Source organism: Streptomyces sp. BV286, from assembly GCF_019090165.1.
GTDB lineage: Bacteria > Actinomycetota > Actinomycetes > Streptomycetales > Streptomycetaceae > Streptomyces.
In genome coordinates this window covers 48,227-64,246 of sequence record NZ_JAHRIB010000181.1, presented here as the reverse complement: position 1 = coordinate 64,246, position 16,020 = coordinate 48,227, and the positions used below count along the sequence as shown (strand labels likewise).

Here is a 16,020-nt window from a genome sequence, read left to right as displayed (position 1 = left end):
GAATGGACTCATCTGTGACCAGCACGACCAGCACCGGACTCACCGCCACCGACGCCCCTCTGCGCATCCCGGGCCCGGCGACTCCCTACCAGGGAGACATCGCCCGATACTGGGACGGGGAGGCCAGGCCCGTGAACCTGCGTCTCGGCGATGTCGACGGTCTCTACCACCACCACTACGGCATCGGCGAGGTCGACCACTCCGCACTCGGCGAAGCCGGGGACAGCGAGAGCGAGAAGAAGCTGATCGCCGAGCTCCACCGACTGGAGTCGGCGCAGGCCGACGTCCTGCTGGGGCACCTCGGTGACATCGGGAGTGACGACACCCTGGTGGACGCCGGCTGTGGGCGCGGCGGGTCGATGGTGATGGCGCACCAACGTTTCGGATGCAAGGTCGAAGGTGTCACGCTGTCGGCCAAGCAGGCCGACTTCGCGAACCAGCGAGCGCACGAACTCCGCATCCAGGACCATGTGCGTGCCCGCGTGTGCAACATGCTCTCCATGCCCTTCAGGACCGGGCAGGCCGCGGCCTCGTGGAACAACGAGTCGAGCATGTACGTCGATTTGGAGGATCTCTTCGCGGAACACTCCCGCATCCTCAAGGTGGGCGGTCGCTATGTGACCATCACCGGCTGCTGGAACCCGCGGTACGGCCAGCCTTCGAAGTGGGTCTCCCAGATCAACGCGCACTTCGAGTGCAACATCCACTCGCGCCGGGAGTACCTGCGTGCCATGGCCGACAACCGCCTCGTGCCGCAGGCCGTAGTCGACCTCACCGCTGCCACTCTGCCCTACTGGGAGCTGAGGGCAACGTCCTCACTGGTCACGGGAATTGAGGACGCGTTCATCAACTCCTACAAGGACGGGTCCTTCCAGTACCTGCTCATCGCGGCCGACCGAGTCTGACGTTCTGCTGCCAGGGAGGGCCCGTCCCCTGAGGGAACAGGCCCTCCTCCAGTTGTTGTCCGTAGCGCGATGCACTGACGGTCTGCCGTGGGCGGAAACTCAGGTGGCCTCAGTGCACGCTCTGGGTAGAGTCGGGCCATGCCCGAGCTGACGCGGCTGAATGCCGGCCATGCCCTGGCGGTCCTGGCCTTCGAGCTGGCGAACCGCACCTATTTCGCTGCCTCGATCCCCGACCGCGGCGACGAGTTCTTCGAACAGTTCACCGACGGGTACAACGCCATGCTGGCCGAGCAGGAGGACGGCGCCTGCGTGTTCTACGCGCTCGTCGCCGAGGACGGCTCGGTGGTCGGCAGGTTCAACCTGTACGACCTGGAGGACGGCACTGCCAGGCTCGGGTACAGGGTTGCGGAGCACGTCACCGGCCGCGGCGTGGCAACCGCGACCGTTCGGGAGCTGTGCCGGATGGCGACGGCGCGGCACGGATTGCGCACACTGCGAGCGGCCACCTCCCACGACAACGCCCCGTCCCAGAGAGTCCTGATCAAGGCCGGGTTCGTCCCGGTCGGCCCGGCGACCCCGGCCGATCTCGGTGGCAAGTCAGGCACCTGGTACCAGAGCGACCTCCAGCCGTAGGCCTGTATCTGCGGGCGTGGTACTTCGGGATGGCGGTCCCGGTCGACGATTTCGGCGCTCAGGGGCATGACTGGGTAAGGGTCATGGCTTCGGGGGCAGCCCGGCCTCACCCACCGAACTCGCGCGACCGACCATGGCGGTCTCCTCCAGTCCGTCCTTGTCACTCGGTCTGAAGGGGTGGTCGCAGCCATGCCCGGCGTGCTGAATCGATGCTCCGTTCCAGGGATACGGTGCCCACCAAGGTGAAATGTCGCCGTATTCCTTCGGGCCTTTGACCACCCAATACGTGACGGCTTCACGGTCGCTTTCCGTCAGCCGGTCGAAGAGTCCTTTATGGATCAGCGGGCGCCGGTCCTCGGTAATCTCCATGTCGCCACAAGCCGTGAATCCGCGGGTCGAGGTCGGCCGGTCCTCGACCTGTACCCGGTCGGCCCGGGCGACATCGGCATCAACGGTGATCCTGTACAAAGGGAAGAGGGGTGCCTTTACGATGAGGGTCGTCTTCACCTCCTCGTCGGGGCCGAACCAGGCGTAGTCGTCCGCTGCGGGCCCCACCTGAATCTGTACCGGATCAGGGAAATGGTTGTAGGGGTTCACGCGCGCGGCCGACCCGTATACGCGGCCCGTGATGTCGCCATACGGTAAATCTTCCAAAGGCTTTCCCTTTGGGGAATACGTGATATCGGTGCCTGTGATTTCGTACAGCGACGTCAAGAGCGTGACCGGTGTGTTTCCCTTGTTCTCGATCGTGATGTCCACGGTGAGTTCGGCGTGGTCATCGTGTCTTTCCACGTTTTCGATGCTGCCGGCCACCTGCACCACCGGAAAGTCATGGGACGGCGTGTAGTGAGCCGTGAACCAGAACGGAAGGAGGGCCACCACAGCCGCCAGCAGGGTCCCCCCGGCCCCGACACGTCCTGCCGTCACGGTCGACTTGGCCTGAGCCTCGTCCGGAACCGTCTGGGACGGCACCCGCCCAGCCGACAACTGACGACGATCGCGAACGTCCCCGTAAGCGAGGATCAGCGCCAAGAGCGTCGCGGACAGAATCACCGTGGCCATGATGACCAGGACGAGCTGGACGACGAAGTTCGACTGGATACGGAAGACGATCCAGGCGCTGACCGCGAACATGCCGAGATCCGTCGCGATGTTGGCCCGTCGGCGCCAGACAGGCATGAGCCAGGACCGGCGGGCGGTGCCGCCTCCTCCGGCGATCACCACAGAGCTGACGAGCAGAAGGAAGCCGTCTCCCTTGGCGCCGAGGTCCAGGCCCCGGTACAGATCCATGAGGCCGACGCACCCGAGAGCGACGCCGTAGATGATCACGATGATGCGTGCGCTGGCCTGAATGCGCCGGTGCAGTCGCATCAGGGCCCGGTCGAGGCCACGCCACCAGCGACGCATCAAGCCGGGCCGAGCAGTGCCGGCAGGCCCTGTGTCATCCTGGTCCGGATCCCCCTGAGCTCCTGACACCGCATCCGGGCCGCGCGCAGGGTCATCAACGTCAGTCATACGTCCCCCAAAGTCCGGGAAAGCTTAGAACGTGCCCTTTCGCGGGTGTGGGGATCCAGGAAAAGTCGCCCCAAGACCTGTGGCCGACTGCACTCTTGTGCGATACGCGGGCATGCTGCAGCGTGCCGGATTCGACATCGTCACCACCCTTCAGCGCAGCGCGCTCTTCTGGCGCCACTCGGCCCATGAGAGGTTCCAGGCTCCGAAGCCGTTCCCGGGCTCGACAACGCCCTTGGTGTCCTTGCCGGTCATCTCGAAGGGGTCGCCCGGCCGCACCTGCCCGTAGAACCAGGCCGCGTTCGCGTCGCTCATTCCTATGCAGCCGGAACTCTGGTTGGCGTTGCCGAAGTAGCGGGCGTTCCAAGGGGCGGCGTGCGCGTACATGCCGGACCAGGTCAGTCGCATCGAGTAGTCGACCATCTTGTTGTACGCGTCGGCGAGGCCCACCGTCTCGGAGTTCATGTTGATCGTGCCCTCCTTGGCCATGAGCACGGCGGTTCCGCGCCAGGAGCGCTTGTCACCGCCGGGTGTCCCGCCGGAGACAGGTATGCGCCGGACCGTCTCGCCGTCGCGTTCGAGGGTGAGCTGATGGCTGTCGAGGTCGACCTTGACGATCTGCCGGGAGCCGATGGTGAAGGTGCTCGTGTAGTCGCGTACGAACCAGCCGCCGGCCGCGCCCGAGTCGGTGCCGTTCAGCTCGGCGTTGAGCGTGACCTTGGTCCCGGGCTTCCAGTAGGTCCGGGGCCGCCAGTCCACACGGTCCCTGCCCGACCAGTCGCGTATCCAGGCCCAGGAGCCCTCGGTGCCGTTGGAGGTGGTGACCTTGAGCTGCCTCTCGACCTCGGCCCTGTTCCTGACCGGGTGGTCGAAGGCCAGGGAGATCGGCTGGGCGACGCCGACGGTGCTGCCGGTGCCCGGTCGCCAGTCGACCTTGTTGACCTTGTCCGCCGCAGCCGTGGTGAAGGCGGCCCGGGTGGTCCTGGCGGTTCCGCCCCTGGTCCGGGTCGCGGCTGTCACCGCGTAGGTCGCGCCGGGGACGGCTTTGCGGTCGGAGACCCATGACCGGCCGTCGGCCGCGACCTTGCCGGCGAGCCGGCGGTTCCTGCCGTCGGTGACGGTCACCGCGGTGAGCCTGCCGCCTGCGGCGGTGACCCGCACGGGCTTGCCCGCCGACACCTGGTCACCGGTGGGCGTGACGGTGACTGTGACCGGGCGATCGTCGGCACCCGGCGTCCCCTTGGCGTCCGAGGTGCCGGGGGAGGAGTTCGACGAGCAGGCGGCGAGCGGCGCCAGCAGGGCGGCCACGACGGCGGTCCGGAGGCGGGCATGGGCGACAACGCGGGTGCGGGACAACAGGACCTCCGGCAAAGGACGAGAGCACGGGGCGAGTGAGCGATGCCGTGACTCTAGAGCCGGAAAACACCAGGTCAGCCGCTGTGGAGCAATGTGACGGCGACTGGTGAGGAACGGTCATCGTCCGGTCACATTCGCCGCGCGGAGCGGTCACGGACCGCTGTGAGCATCGTTTGTGTCCCCGCGACAGGTCCGGGGAGAAGGAGAGGCTCAGACTGTGTCAGCGCTGCTCGTGCCGCCCAGCCGTGTGTCCCAGGCACGGAACCGGGGCGTGGCCCTGCGAACCATCACCGGGGAGACCTACCGGGCCTTCCTGACTTCCCCCGCCGGCACGGCCCTTGGTGCCGGTTTCCTGCAGTGCCCGTCCTGGGCCGACGTCAAGGAGGGCTGGCGCGCCCAGTTGCTCGGCTGGGGACCGGCCCCAGAGGAGGGCGAACTGACAGGCGTGGCCCTGGTGTTGCTGCGACAGTTCCCCGGCACCCGCAAGTACTTCGCCTATCTTCCCGAGGGGCCCGTCGCCGACTGGAGCGATCCCGACGTCGACGGCTGGCTCGTTCCGCTGTTGGAACACCTGCGCCGCGCGGGCGTGTTCGCTGTGCGCATCGGCCCGTCGCCCGCCTACCGGCGCTGGGACGCCGCCCTGCTCAAGTCGGCCACCGGTGCGGGCCGACGCCTCGGCGACGTCCTCGCCAGTGAGGTCGACCCGCTCGGCACCGCCGTCGCCGAGCGGCTGCGGGCCCGCGGCTGGCACCGCTGCGGTGGGGAGGGGACCGGAGGGGACGGGGACGCCCAGCCCCGGCACGTCTTCCGCGTACCGCTCGCCGGACGCACCACCGAGGACCTGTGGACCGGGCTCAACCAGGAGTGGCGCCGCAACGTGCGCCGGGCGCAGAAAGAGGGCGTGGAGGTGGTGGTGGGCAGCGCGGTCGAACTTCCCGAGTTCTACCGGCTGCTCGGCATCACCGAGCGACGCGACGGATTCAGGCTCGGCCGCTCGCTTGCCTACTACGAGCGTCAGTACGCGGCACTCAACGCCGAGGAGCCGGGGCGGATGAAGCTGTACCTCGCCCGTCACCGTGGGGAGATCCTCGCCGCACACACGATGATCACGGTGGGGCGCCGGGCCTGGTACCAGACCGGGGCATCGGCCGACCACCGGCGCGAGGTCCGGCCCTCCAACGCCCTGCAGTGGCGGATGATGCAGGACGCCCAGGCCCATGGGGCCGACGTCTACGACATGCGCGGGGTACCCTCCACTCTCGATCCTGAGGAACGTGCGTACGGATTGCTGCGGTGGAAGCTCGGCACCGGGGGACAGGTCGTCGAGACGTTGGGGGAATGGGAGAGGCCATTGGGCGGCAGCGCCAACCACGCGCTTCACCGCGCCTTCCAGGCCTACCTGAACCGCCGATGAAGCGACCGCCGACGAAGCGGACGCCGCCGGCGGCGACGATGTCGAGCAGCACGGATATCACCGACGTCACGGACAGCGTGGATGGCATGCGTAGCGGGGACGGCGCGGAAGCGGCGAAGGCCGGCTCCACGGCACGCGCCAGTGCCGTCATGGCCGCCGGATCCGTCGTCTCCCGGGCCACCGGCTTCGTCCGCTCCGCCGTCGTCGCGGCAGCGCTCGGCACCATCGGTCCGACCGCCGACGGTTACGCGGTGGGCAACGCCCTCCCCACCATCGTCTACATGCTGCTCCTCGGCGGCGCGCTCAACGCCGTGTTCGTGCCGGAACTGGTCAAGGCCGCCAAAGAGCACGACGACGGGGGCGTCGCATACACCGACCGGCTCGTCACCGTCTGTGTCGTCGCCCTGTTGGTGATCACCGCGACCGCGGTGTGGGCGGCCCCCGCGATCGTCGACGCGTACACCGACTACACCGGACAGCAGGCGGCCATGACCACCGCCCTCGCCCGCTACTGCCTGCCCCAGATCTTCTTCCTCGGACTGTTCACGCTGCTCGGACAGGTACTCAACGCACGGGGCCGTTTCGGCGCGATGATGTGGGCGCCGGTCCTGAACAACGTCGTCGTGATGAGCGTCTTCGGTCTGTACCTGGCCCTGGCCATGGGCGGCGGGGACACGCTCACCGCGACCGAGACCGCCGTGCTCGGCTGGGGCACGACCGCCGGTATCGCCGTCCAGGCACTCGCCCTCGTCCCCGCGCTGCGCGCGGCCCGCTTCCGCTGGCGGCCCCGCTTCGACTGGCGCCACAGCGGACTGACCCGCCCCCTGCGAGCGGCCGGCTGGCTGGTGCTGCTGGTCCTGGCCAACCAGGCCGCCTACTGGGTCACCACCCGGCTGGCCACCGCCGCGGGTCTCGACGGCGGCCCCGGATACGGCGCGTACAACAACGCCTATGCGCTGTGGGTCGTACCGCACGGCATCATCACGGTCTCCCTGGTGACCGCGGTGATGCCCCGGATGAGCGCGGCCGCCGTCGACGGGGACACCGACGCCGTACGGCGAGAGGTCTCCCGCACCCTGCGCGTCTGCGCCGCCGCCGTCGTACCCGCCGCCTGCGCGCTGTTCGCCCTCGCTCAACCGGTGATGGCCCTCGTCTTCGGGTACGGCAGGACCAGCGCCGACGACACGGTGGCCATGGCCGGGATCCTGATGGCCTTCGCTCCGGGCCTGATCGCCCTGTCCGGCCAGTACGTCCTGTCCCGCGCCTTCTACGCGCTCTCCGACACCCGTACGCCCTTCCTGCTCAACCTCGTGATCGTCACCCTGAACGCGGGCCTGTCCCTGGCCGCCGCACACCTGCTTCCGGCCCGCTGGGCCGTGACCGGCATGGCGGCGGCGTACTCACTCGCGCTGTGCGCGGGCTGGGTGATGACCGGCCTGGTGCTGAGCCGCCGGCTCGCTGTCGCCCGCCCTCTGCGCGCGTCGGCCGTCGGCGCTCACGCACGGCTGCTGCTCGCCGCCGCCCCCGCCACCGCGCTGGGCCATCTCGCGGTCATGGGCGCGGCACCGGCGGGAGCCCTGGTCGGCGCAACTGCCGGGGCGGTCGCCGTCGTCCTCACCTTCGCCCTGCTCGCCCGTCCCCTGCGCCTCGCCGAAGTCGACGCGCTGCTCTCCGGCATCCGCCGGAGACGGACCCGGACCTGACCACCACAGAGGGAGAACTGCCCATGCCCCGCGTGCTCCTCATCGAGGACGACCCTTCCGTACGCGAAGGGGTCGAACTCGGTCTGCGCCGCCGCGGCCACGAGGTACGGGCGGCCGCGACCGGCGAGGCCGGCCTCGCCGCGCTGGCCGAGTTCCACCCCGATCTGCTCCTGCTTGACCTGATGCTGCCCGGAATGAACGGCGTACAGGTGTGCCGGCAGGTCCGCGAGCACAGCCAGCTGCCGATCATCATGCTCACCGCGCGCAGCGACGACTTCGACGTGGTCATCGGCCTGGAAGCCGGTGCCGACGACTACATCGTCAAGCCCGCCCGACCCGAGGTGATCGAGGCCCGCATCCGTGCCGTGCTGCGCCGCCTGGACGACAGCGGGCCGGGCCGCCCGGCCATCGAGGTCTACGGTGAACTCACCATCGACCGGGGCGGACTGACCATCACCAAAGCCGGTCGGCCGCTCGCCCTCGCCCCCTCCGAGCTGAAACTCCTGCTGCACCTCGCCGCCGCCCCCGAGCAGGTGTTCAGCAGGCAGCAACTGCTGGAGCACGTCTGGGAGCACAGCTACCACGCCGACGCCCGCCTGGTCGACGCGTGTGTCCGCCGCCTGCGCGGCAAGATCGAGGACGAAGCCGGCAGCCCGCGCTACGTTCAGACGCTGCGGGGCTTCGGCTACCGCTTCGGGCCGCTGTGACCACCGGACCGCGCTTCGGTCGGCTCCGCCGGGGCAAGCAGGAAGGACCGGGCGGTGACACGGGAGAGAGCGGCAGAGCCACCGGTGAGCGGACGCGCGTCAGGGCGTTCGGGCTGCGTACGCGGCTGTTGCTCGCCTTCCTGCTGGTCGCCGCCGTCAGCGCCGGCACGACCGCCGCACTGACCTACCGTGAGGCCCGCAACGCAGTCCTGAAGACCGCTCAGGACACAGCGGTCACGTCGTTCCGCGACCACGTACAGCAGACGGCCTTCGGGTTGCCCATGCAGGCAGGAGCCGACCTGGACGACGTCCTGCGCGACATCGCCCGCAAGGGCAAGCCGCACCCCTGGGTGGTGTTCGCCGAGTACGGTTCGCTGCGCGCCTCCTCGGGCGAGAACCCCGTCTCCACCGTCATCACCCCCGAACTGCGCCGCGCCGCCCGGGCCAACCCCCACGGCAGCTTCGAGCGGGTCGTCAAGGACGGCGTGCCCTACCTGACCATCGCCATGCCGATGGTCTTCAAGGCAAGCCCGAACAGCCTGCTGCCCAGCGGACTCGTCCTCTACGCCGTGATGCGGATGTCCGACGAGCAGGTCAACGTCGACGCCCTCCTCATTGCCGCCCGGGACGGCGCCCTGCCCGGCATCGCCGTCGCACTGATCCCCGGCCTGATCGCCGCACGCAGCGTGCTGCGCCCGGTACGGAAACTGCACCAGGCGGCCCGGAGCATGGGCAACGGCAGACTCGACACCCGGATTCCGGTACGCGGCAGCGACGAACTGGCCGACCTGGCACGCACCTTCAACGAGTCGGCGAAACAACTGGAGCGGTCCGTAAGGGAACTGCGCGAGGCCGAGGAACGCGCCCGCCGTTTCGCCTCCGACGTCTCGCACGAACTGCGCACCCCTCTCGCCGGAATGCTCGCCGTCACCGAGGTCCTCGACGAGGACGCGGACAGCCTGGACACCGACACCGCCCGGGCGGTCCGCCTGGTCAGCGCGGAAACCGGGAAGCTGGCGGTGCTCGTCGAGGACCTGATGGAGATCTCCCGCTTCGACGCCCGCGCGGCCGAACTGAACGCCGACGAGGTCGAGGTCGCCGAGGCCATCCGCAAGACCCTGCAGAACCGGCACTGGACCGACGACCGGGTTTGCGTCGAACTGCACGGCGGCATCCGGGCCCGGCTCGACCCGCGCCGCTTCGACGTCGTGATCGCCAACCTCGTCGGCAACGCCCTGCGGCACGGCGGCGCGCCCGTCACCGTACGCCTGCGCACCGCGTCACTCTCCCCGGGCCCGCCCGTGCTGATCACCGAGGTCATGGACTGCGGATCCGGCATCCGTCCCGAATCGCTCCCACACATCTTCGACCGCTTCTACAAGGCCGATGCGGCCCGCACCCGCTCGGCGGGCAGCGGCCTGGGCCTGGCGATCACCCTGGAGAACGTGAAGCTGCACGGAGGAACGATCCGCGCGGGGAACCGGCCCGAGGGCGGCGCCGTCTTCACCGTCGAGATACCGCTTCACACGGAGGAGGCCGACGGATGAGGCGTGCCTGGTCGCGCAGACACGCGACCGTCCTCGCCACCGCCGTCGCGGCCGCCGTACCGCTGCTCGGCGGCTGCGGTATCCAGGAGACCGACGTCATCGCGGCGGGCGGCCCCGCCAGCTTCCAGGCCTTCCTCGACCGCGAACAGGACATGCTGCTCTTCTTCCGTTCCCCCGACGGAGGGCTGAGCCCGGTGATCCGGACGACCGAGCCCTCGGCCGGCTTCGGCGACGGATACACCGAGGCGGGCGCCGGCAACCAGAACACCGGTGAGACGGCGGGTCCGGTGCCGACGGAGAAGGTCGTCCTGACGTTGCTCGCAGGCCCGGGGAAGACGGACCGCGCCGCCGGCCTGAGCACGTCGCTTCCGGCCGTCAGCCCCGGCGCGAGTGTCAAGGTCGAGGCCACTTCGGCGGGCAGGGTCAGGGCACGACTGCCCTTCGCCCTGAAGGCGCTGGACAGCGCTGCTCTGCGCCAGTTGACCTGCACGATCGCCTACAGCCAGGACGCCGACGGTCAGGTCGTCGTGGAGCTGACGGGACAGGACGGCACATCGAAGTCCGGCGCCTGCGGACTCACCTTTGCGGTACCGGGAACGTGACCGCGGAGAGCGGCATCCGGGCACGGAACACGCCGCCCGGCACGACGGGCCGGCTCCTTGATCACGACGCGACGAACCGGGGAAGCACGTGGCCGTAGTCGAGCACGAACTGACCCACCCCTGGGAAGGCATCCTTGCCGCGCCCGCCCACGGCAGTGACGTCGGCGTCCTGGTCCTGGCCGGTTCCAGCGGACGCGTCGAGCGGGACAGAGCACGTATCCTCGCCCGGCACGGCATGACAGCCCTGTCGATCCGCTGGTTCGGCGGGCCGGGGCAGCCCCCGGGAATCTGTGAGATCCCCTTGGAGACCTTCACCGCCGCCATCGACCTGCTCGAAGCGAGCGGAGCACGACGGATCGGCATCATGGGTGCCTCCAAGGGTGCTGAAGCAGCTCTGCTCACGGCCGTGCACGACCCGCGCGTGGACGTTGTCATCGCGCTGTCACCCACGTCGCGAGTCTGGTGCAATGTGGGCCCGGGCTCCGATGGGAAACAGCACCCGTATCGCTCCTCCTGGACCTGGCGTGGGAGGCCCCTGCCCTTCGTCCCGCTGGATGATTCCTGGACTCCCGTCGCCCAGGGCAGTGGTCCGGTCGCCATCCGCGGATGGTACGAACTCAGCGAACGGAGCTTCGCTCACCTGCTCCGTCCGGCGGACATCCCCGTCGACAAGGCCCGGGCCGATCTGCTGCTCGTCGCCGGTGGCGACGACGCGATGTGGCCTTCTCTCCGATTCGCCGAACAGCTGGCAGAACGCAGGCGCTCCGCCGGGGCCAGCGTGCACCTGATCACCCGTCACGATGCAGGCCACCGGCAACGCTTCCCCGGCGAACGCCCGGCGCCGGACTCCCCGCGCTTCCAGCACGGAGGCACTCCGCAAGCTGACGCGCTCCTGGGAGAAGCCGCGTGGCCACACATCCTCGGCAAACTCACCTGACTGTCGCGGACTCCACCACCTTGGGCGGCGGCGCGGGGTGGACCTGACCAGGGCGCCCTCGGCGACCGCTCAGGACGGCACGGCCGGGCACCTGGTGCCGCGTGGTGGCACGGTCAGGTCGGTCAGGTAGGCGTCGACGGTGTGCTCCATGCAGGGACCGCTGGTGACGCTGCCGTGGCCCTGGCCCTCATAGGTCAGGAGCGCCCCGCTGCGGCCGAGTTGCCGGGCCACCGACACCGCCCAGGGGTAGCCGGTGGCCGGATCGTGGAGTGCGTTGGACACCAGGATCGGCGGGGCGCCGCGGACCGCCAGGCGGTGCTGCGGGTTGGCGGTCGGCGCACCCAGGCACGCCACTGCCATCTGGACCGGCAGCAGCAACGGCAGGTCGGGTGCGGCCCTGTTCATCGTGCCGATGAGCGAGGCGTATTCCTGGTGGTCGTGCACCGGCAGACGCCAGTCCGCGCAGAATACGGGGGCTGTCGGTGGAAGCGGCGACACCGAGGTGGGCGAGGCGGGGAGCGGGCTGCTCGACGCCATCTCGGCGATGGTCTGCGCCAGGCCCGCGTAGTCGACGGCGTAGAACTTCCTGAAGGCGACTCTGTTGACCAGATCCGCTGACGAAAGAGGAGTACCCGGCTTCGAGGGGTTCTCCAACTCGCCGCGCTGTGCACGGCTCAGCAGCCCCTGCCAGACCGTGCGGACGTCGCGGCCGTGCATCGCGCAGGTCGATTCGTCGGCGCACCACCGCACGAACTCGTCGAAGGAGTCCTGTGCCGCGGTCGCCGCGGACCGCAGGAACGCACGGGTACGGGAAACGCTGTGGTCCATCACGCTCTCCAGCACCATGGCCCGGACCCGGTGCGGATAGGTCTCGGCGTACTGCGCCCCGAGCAGTGTGCCGTACGAGCTGCCGTGAAAGGTCAGTTTCCTCTCACCGAGGGCGGCCCGCAGGGCGTCCAGGTCCCGGACCGTCTGAGCGGTGTCAAGGTGGTCGAACACCGGGCCGGTGCGTGCCCGGCAGTCGGCGCGGAGCCGTTTGTTGTAGGCCAGGGTGGCGTCGAAGTCCGCTTGGCTGCCCATCTCCGGTGACGGCCGCTGGGCGAGCAGATCGCCGGAGCAGGTCACCGGATTGCTGCGGCCCACGCCGCGAGGATCGAAGCTGACGATGTCGAACCTGCGGCGGGTCTCGGAGCTGAACCGGCTGATGCCGCCGACCACCCGCTCCACGCCGGAGTCGCCGGGACCTCCGGGGCCGAACACCATCGAGCCGACGCGTGCACCCGGGTCGGTGGCCTGGCGGCGCGCCACGGCCAGACCGAACGTCGGCCCGTCCGGGCGGGCCCAGTCGATCGGCACCGTGAGGGTGGCGCACTCGGCGCCCGGGTGGTCCGGGGCGTCGCACGGAGTCCACCGCAGAGCGCTGGTGGTCACCGGCGCCGCGTGCGCGACGGGTGCGGCGGCGAGACCGGCGACGGCGGCGATGGCGGTTCCCGCGACCATGGCCGTGCTCCGCAGGGCGGTGCGCCGTAACGCGGGCCATCCTCTGAACGGCATGAAGCGTCCTCCTGACAGGACTGGGTGTGAGAGGCATGCTCAAGAAGCGTGCAGACCCGGCCGGGACTCTTGAACACGCTAGGTGCACTGACGCTTGCCCGGTGCCGGTGTCAGGGGCCGTTCCGGGGAGAGTCAGGGACGTATCAGGGGCGCCATAGGGTCGGCCGGACAGCGGGCCCTACGGAATGCGTGGGTGATGCGCCTCCGTGGCAGCGGCGTCACTTGGCTGAGGCTCGTCCCGTGTGACGCTGAGCGGGCCCGCCGGGGCCTCTGCCCGTACCGGCGAACGTCACACCGCCGGACCCTTTGCTGTGGCGGGGACCGCCCCGCGCGCACAGCCTGGCATGGCGGGGGTTTCCTCCCCGTACCGAGCCGACCGAGCGGAACCTCATGCCCGTCACCCTGACCGACCACGCGGTGCCCCACGTCTCCACTGTCCCGGCGAACGCGGGCGAACACGTCGAGCTCTTCGTACGGGAGCGCGACGGCACGTCCCTGGGACACCTCGAAGAGCGCAGGGCCGTCCTCATGCTGCACGGCAGGAGCGTCCCGGTCCTGGCGGGCTTCGACCTCCGGTACAAGAGCTACAGCTGGGCCGAGGCCCTGGCCAAGGCCGGGTACGACGTCTTCATGATGGACCTCCAAGGGCACGGGCTGTCGCCGCGGCCCAAGATGGACGACCCTCGCAACACGAGCCTCGCCGAGCAGAAGCTGCTGATCCCGCGGCCGCCGGGCCACATCCCGGGCACCGCGAACTACGCGTTCCAACTGAACAACTCCCACAGCGACCGGGACGAGCTGAACACCGTCGTGGAGTACATCCGCCACGAGTGCAAGGTGAAGAAGGTGGCCTTCATCGGCTGGTCCGCGGCCGCGTTCACGATGGGACCGTATGCGGTCAAGAACCCGGACAAGGTGTCCAGCCTGTTCCTGCTGGCGCCGATCTTCCCGCCCAAGGGGACCTCGAACGCGCCGACCACACTGCCGATGCCCGGCCTCCCGATGTTCCTGGGGACGAGACCGGGTCTGGAGACGGGCTGGAACGCCGAGCTGGGCTGCCTGGACCAGCGGGAACCCGGCATGGTGGAAGTGGCATGGGCCGCGATGATGGAGAGTGATCCGGTGGGCAGGACCTGGGGTCCGCCGGAAGGGACCAACCGGATCAGGAACTTCGCCCGGTGGGGCTGGAACGAGACCACTGCGGCGCAGGGCGGCGTCCTCGGCGGCAGCGTGCCGGTCCTCATGGTGTACGGGGAGCACGACAGGCAGGTGAACACGTCGCCGCCGAACTCGAATCCGGAGCTCAACTTCTCGGTCCCCGCGCTCTACAACGCCGTCACGGGCTCCCACAAGCTGATGGTGAAGCTGGCCTGTGCCGGCCATTCGGTGCCGTGGGAGAAGCAGCACAAGAACGTGCACAACCTCTCGAAGCACTGGCTCAAGCAACTGAAGGTCGACGGCAAGACGCAGGGCGTCTTCGACATGAACACCAACGGCGACATCAGCCCGGCTCCGTAGACGGCTGAGCCCTCGGCCGCGAACGGACGGGGTGGTTCCAGGGGCCCGCGTCAGCACCGAAGACGCCGAAGGCGAACGCGAGCCTTCGGCGTCCCACACGACCGGCTCGACGTCAGGGGTTCTGCGTGAGGACGAAGTCCAGCGCGGCGCTCACGTTGACGAGTCCGGGCCCGGTGGCCGTGTCAGGTCCGACCTTGGCCTTGTTGCCGAACCGTGGGTGATTGGTGCCGGTGGTGACGTCGGTGGCGGTCCTGGCGAGCGCCTCGGCCACCTGGGCGGGAGTCAGCCCCGGCCGGGCTTCGAGGAGCACAGCGACCGCTCCGGCGATCTGCGGTGCCGCGGCCGACGTGCCTGAGAACATGGCCCAGCCGTCCCTCGGACCGGTGGTGTCGCCCGGGTCGCCGGTCGGGTTGCCCGCGCCGGGCAGACTCTCGTCGACGTCGATCGCGCAACCGGGTGGCACGGGCAGCATCAGGTACTGGGCCCGGGGCAGCAGACCGACCAGGCCGCAAACCGTCGGCACGCGGACGCCGTCGATCCACGGGCTCACGTACCCGCTCGCGTAGTTCGACGCGCGAAGTCGGCCGTCCTGTGCCGCGAACACTCCACCCGCCGCGATCACACCGGGCACCTGCGGTTCGATGGTGAACTGGCCGTTGCCCGCGGAGAAGACGACGACGATGCCCTGCTCCACCGCATCCAGGATTTCCAGCGCGAAGATCACGTCGGCCTGGCTGGGCGGCCCGACCGGGGGGAAGTCCCCGTCCCCACCCCATGAGTTGGTGAGGACTTGCGGCTGGTCCGCCTTGGCGCGCAGGAATCCCGCGGTGGCGGCCGTGAGGTCGCCCCGTCGGTCGCTGGCGCGGTAGGGCAGCAGTCGCGCCCCGGGAGCCACGGCGAAGATGTTCGCCGATTCACCGGTGCCGTGCCCGATCGGGTCCTCCTCCGCGCTGGTGCCGGGGACGAGCGCGACGGTCGGGACGACGTCGTAGTCGTGGGCGCCGAAGAAGGCGTGTTCGGCCTGTCCCGTGTCCACCATGGCGACGTGCACACCGCGGCCCTCGTGCCCCGCCTCGTGTGCCGGGGTCGCGTTGAGCAGCTTGGCCACGTCGTCCGGGAGCGTGAGGTGGAACGCGGCGACCTCCGGCGGTCTGGGGGCGGCGGGGAGGAGACGCATGGGCGTACGCGGACGTTCCAGGGCGACCGCCTCGATGGCGTCAGTACCGGGTGCGGCGCCGACTCCGAGGGCGTCGGGCTGCCGTGCGCCGATGATGTCGAGGTGGGTGACGGAACGCTCCCGGTTCATGGACCCGAGCTGTTCCACCTCGTAGCTGGCCATCCGCCCGCTGGTGAGCTGTTCGTACGCGGCTGCCGTACCGGCGACGGTGAAGCCCAGCCGGCTCTCGGCGGTCACGGTCAGCCCCGCTGTTCGTGCGTATTCCTTGGCGCGCTCCTGGGTGTCGCTCTCGGCGCGGAACGGCCTGGCCGAGTCGAAGGCGGTCGCCTGTGTCATGGGCACCCCGCCCTCCGACCGGGCGGAGACATAGCCGTATACGGTGCCCGGAACGTCCTGCCCGTACTGGGGTGTTGTGGGGCTTGTCATCGGTCCTCCAGAAGTGGAGGCCCGGACAC

The 16,020-nt window shown here is 69.6% G+C and carries 13 protein-coding genes; 9 read left to right on the top strand and 4 right to left on the bottom strand.

Annotated features, from left to right (window positions below; translation table 11 throughout):
- The first annotated feature begins 2 nt into the window (after positions 1–2).
- Complete coding sequence (locus tag KUF83_RS35355) at positions 3–905, top strand: geranyl diphosphate 2-C-methyltransferase (protein WP_217459128.1); 903 nt, start codon at positions 3–5, stop codon at positions 903–905.
- Positions 906–1,043: 138 nt separating this feature from the next.
- Positions 1,044–1,538 (top strand): GNAT family N-acetyltransferase, encoded by a 495-nt coding sequence (locus KUF83_RS35350; RefSeq protein WP_217459127.1) that lies wholly within the window; start codon positions 1,044–1,046, stop codon positions 1,536–1,538.
- A gap of 81 nt (positions 1,539–1,619) precedes the next feature.
- On the opposite strand, the gene KUF83_RS35345 is transcribed toward KUF83_RS35350, so the two are convergent.
- Entirely contained in the window at positions 1,620–3,053 is a 1,434-nt protein-coding gene (locus tag KUF83_RS35345) for a hypothetical protein (RefSeq protein ID WP_217459126.1), read from the bottom strand.
- Positions 3,054–3,203: 150 nt separating this feature from the next.
- On the bottom strand, positions 3,204–4,406 hold the full coding sequence (locus KUF83_RS35340; protein WP_217459125.1) for an Ig-like domain-containing protein: 1,203 nt from the start codon (positions 4,404–4,406) through the stop codon (positions 3,204–3,206).
- Positions 4,407–4,623: 217 nt separating this feature from the next.
- On the opposite strand from KUF83_RS35340, the gene KUF83_RS35335 reads away from it, so the two are divergent.
- The 6 genes from KUF83_RS35335 to KUF83_RS35310 all read left to right on the top strand — a co-directional run bounded on the left by KUF83_RS35335 (position 4,624) and on the right by KUF83_RS35310 (position 11,316).
- The gene (locus KUF83_RS35335; RefSeq protein WP_217459124.1) at positions 4,624–5,820 is read left to right on the top strand and encodes a peptidoglycan bridge formation glycyltransferase FemA/FemB family protein; all 1,197 of its coding nucleotides are present in this window, start codon (positions 4,624–4,626) and stop codon (positions 5,818–5,820) included.
- An 86-nt stretch (positions 5,821–5,906) separates the two neighbouring features.
- On the top strand, positions 5,907–7,523 hold the full coding sequence (gene murJ, locus KUF83_RS35330) for a murein biosynthesis integral membrane protein MurJ (protein ID WP_217459123.1): 1,617 nt from the start codon (positions 5,907–5,909) through the stop codon (positions 7,521–7,523).
- 23 nt (positions 7,524–7,546) lie between these two features.
- On the top strand, positions 7,547–8,230 hold the full coding sequence (locus KUF83_RS35325) for a response regulator transcription factor (protein ID WP_217459122.1): 684 nt from the start codon (positions 7,547–7,549) through the stop codon (positions 8,228–8,230).
- Positions 8,227–9,777: a HAMP domain-containing sensor histidine kinase gene (locus KUF83_RS35320; RefSeq protein WP_217459121.1), complete on the top strand. Its 1,551-nt coding sequence runs from the start codon at positions 8,227–8,229 to the stop codon at positions 9,775–9,777. Before KUF83_RS35325 ends, KUF83_RS35320 begins: the two co-directional genes overlap by 4 nt.
- Positions 9,774–10,379 (top strand): hypothetical protein, encoded by a 606-nt coding sequence (locus tag KUF83_RS35315; protein ID WP_217459120.1) that lies wholly within the window; start codon positions 9,774–9,776, stop codon positions 10,377–10,379. Before KUF83_RS35320 ends, KUF83_RS35315 begins: the two co-directional genes overlap by 4 nt.
- Before the next feature lie 88 nt (positions 10,380–10,467).
- Positions 10,468–11,316: an acyl-CoA thioester hydrolase/BAAT C-terminal domain-containing protein gene (locus KUF83_RS35310; RefSeq protein WP_217459119.1), complete on the top strand. Its 849-nt coding sequence runs from the start codon at positions 10,468–10,470 to the stop codon at positions 11,314–11,316.
- 69 nt (positions 11,317–11,385) lie between these two features.
- Here the strand turns inward: KUF83_RS35310 and KUF83_RS35305 are convergent, their stop codons facing one another.
- The gene (locus KUF83_RS35305) at positions 11,386–12,870 is read right to left on the bottom strand and encodes an alpha/beta hydrolase (protein WP_217459118.1); all 1,485 of its coding nucleotides are present in this window, start codon (positions 12,868–12,870) and stop codon (positions 11,386–11,388) included.
- A 390-nt stretch (positions 12,871–13,260) separates the two neighbouring features.
- Here KUF83_RS35305 and KUF83_RS35300 point away from each other — a divergent pair, with 390 nt between their 5' ends.
- Positions 13,261–14,388: an alpha/beta fold hydrolase gene (locus KUF83_RS35300; protein ID WP_217459117.1), complete on the top strand. Its 1,128-nt coding sequence runs from the start codon at positions 13,261–13,263 to the stop codon at positions 14,386–14,388.
- 112 nt (positions 14,389–14,500) lie between these two features.
- Here the strand turns inward: KUF83_RS35300 and KUF83_RS35295 are convergent, their stop codons facing one another.
- Entirely contained in the window at positions 14,501–15,991 is a 1,491-nt protein-coding gene (locus KUF83_RS35295) for a S8 family serine peptidase (RefSeq protein ID WP_217459116.1), read from the bottom strand.
- Between the last annotated feature and the right edge of the window lie 29 nt (positions 15,992–16,020).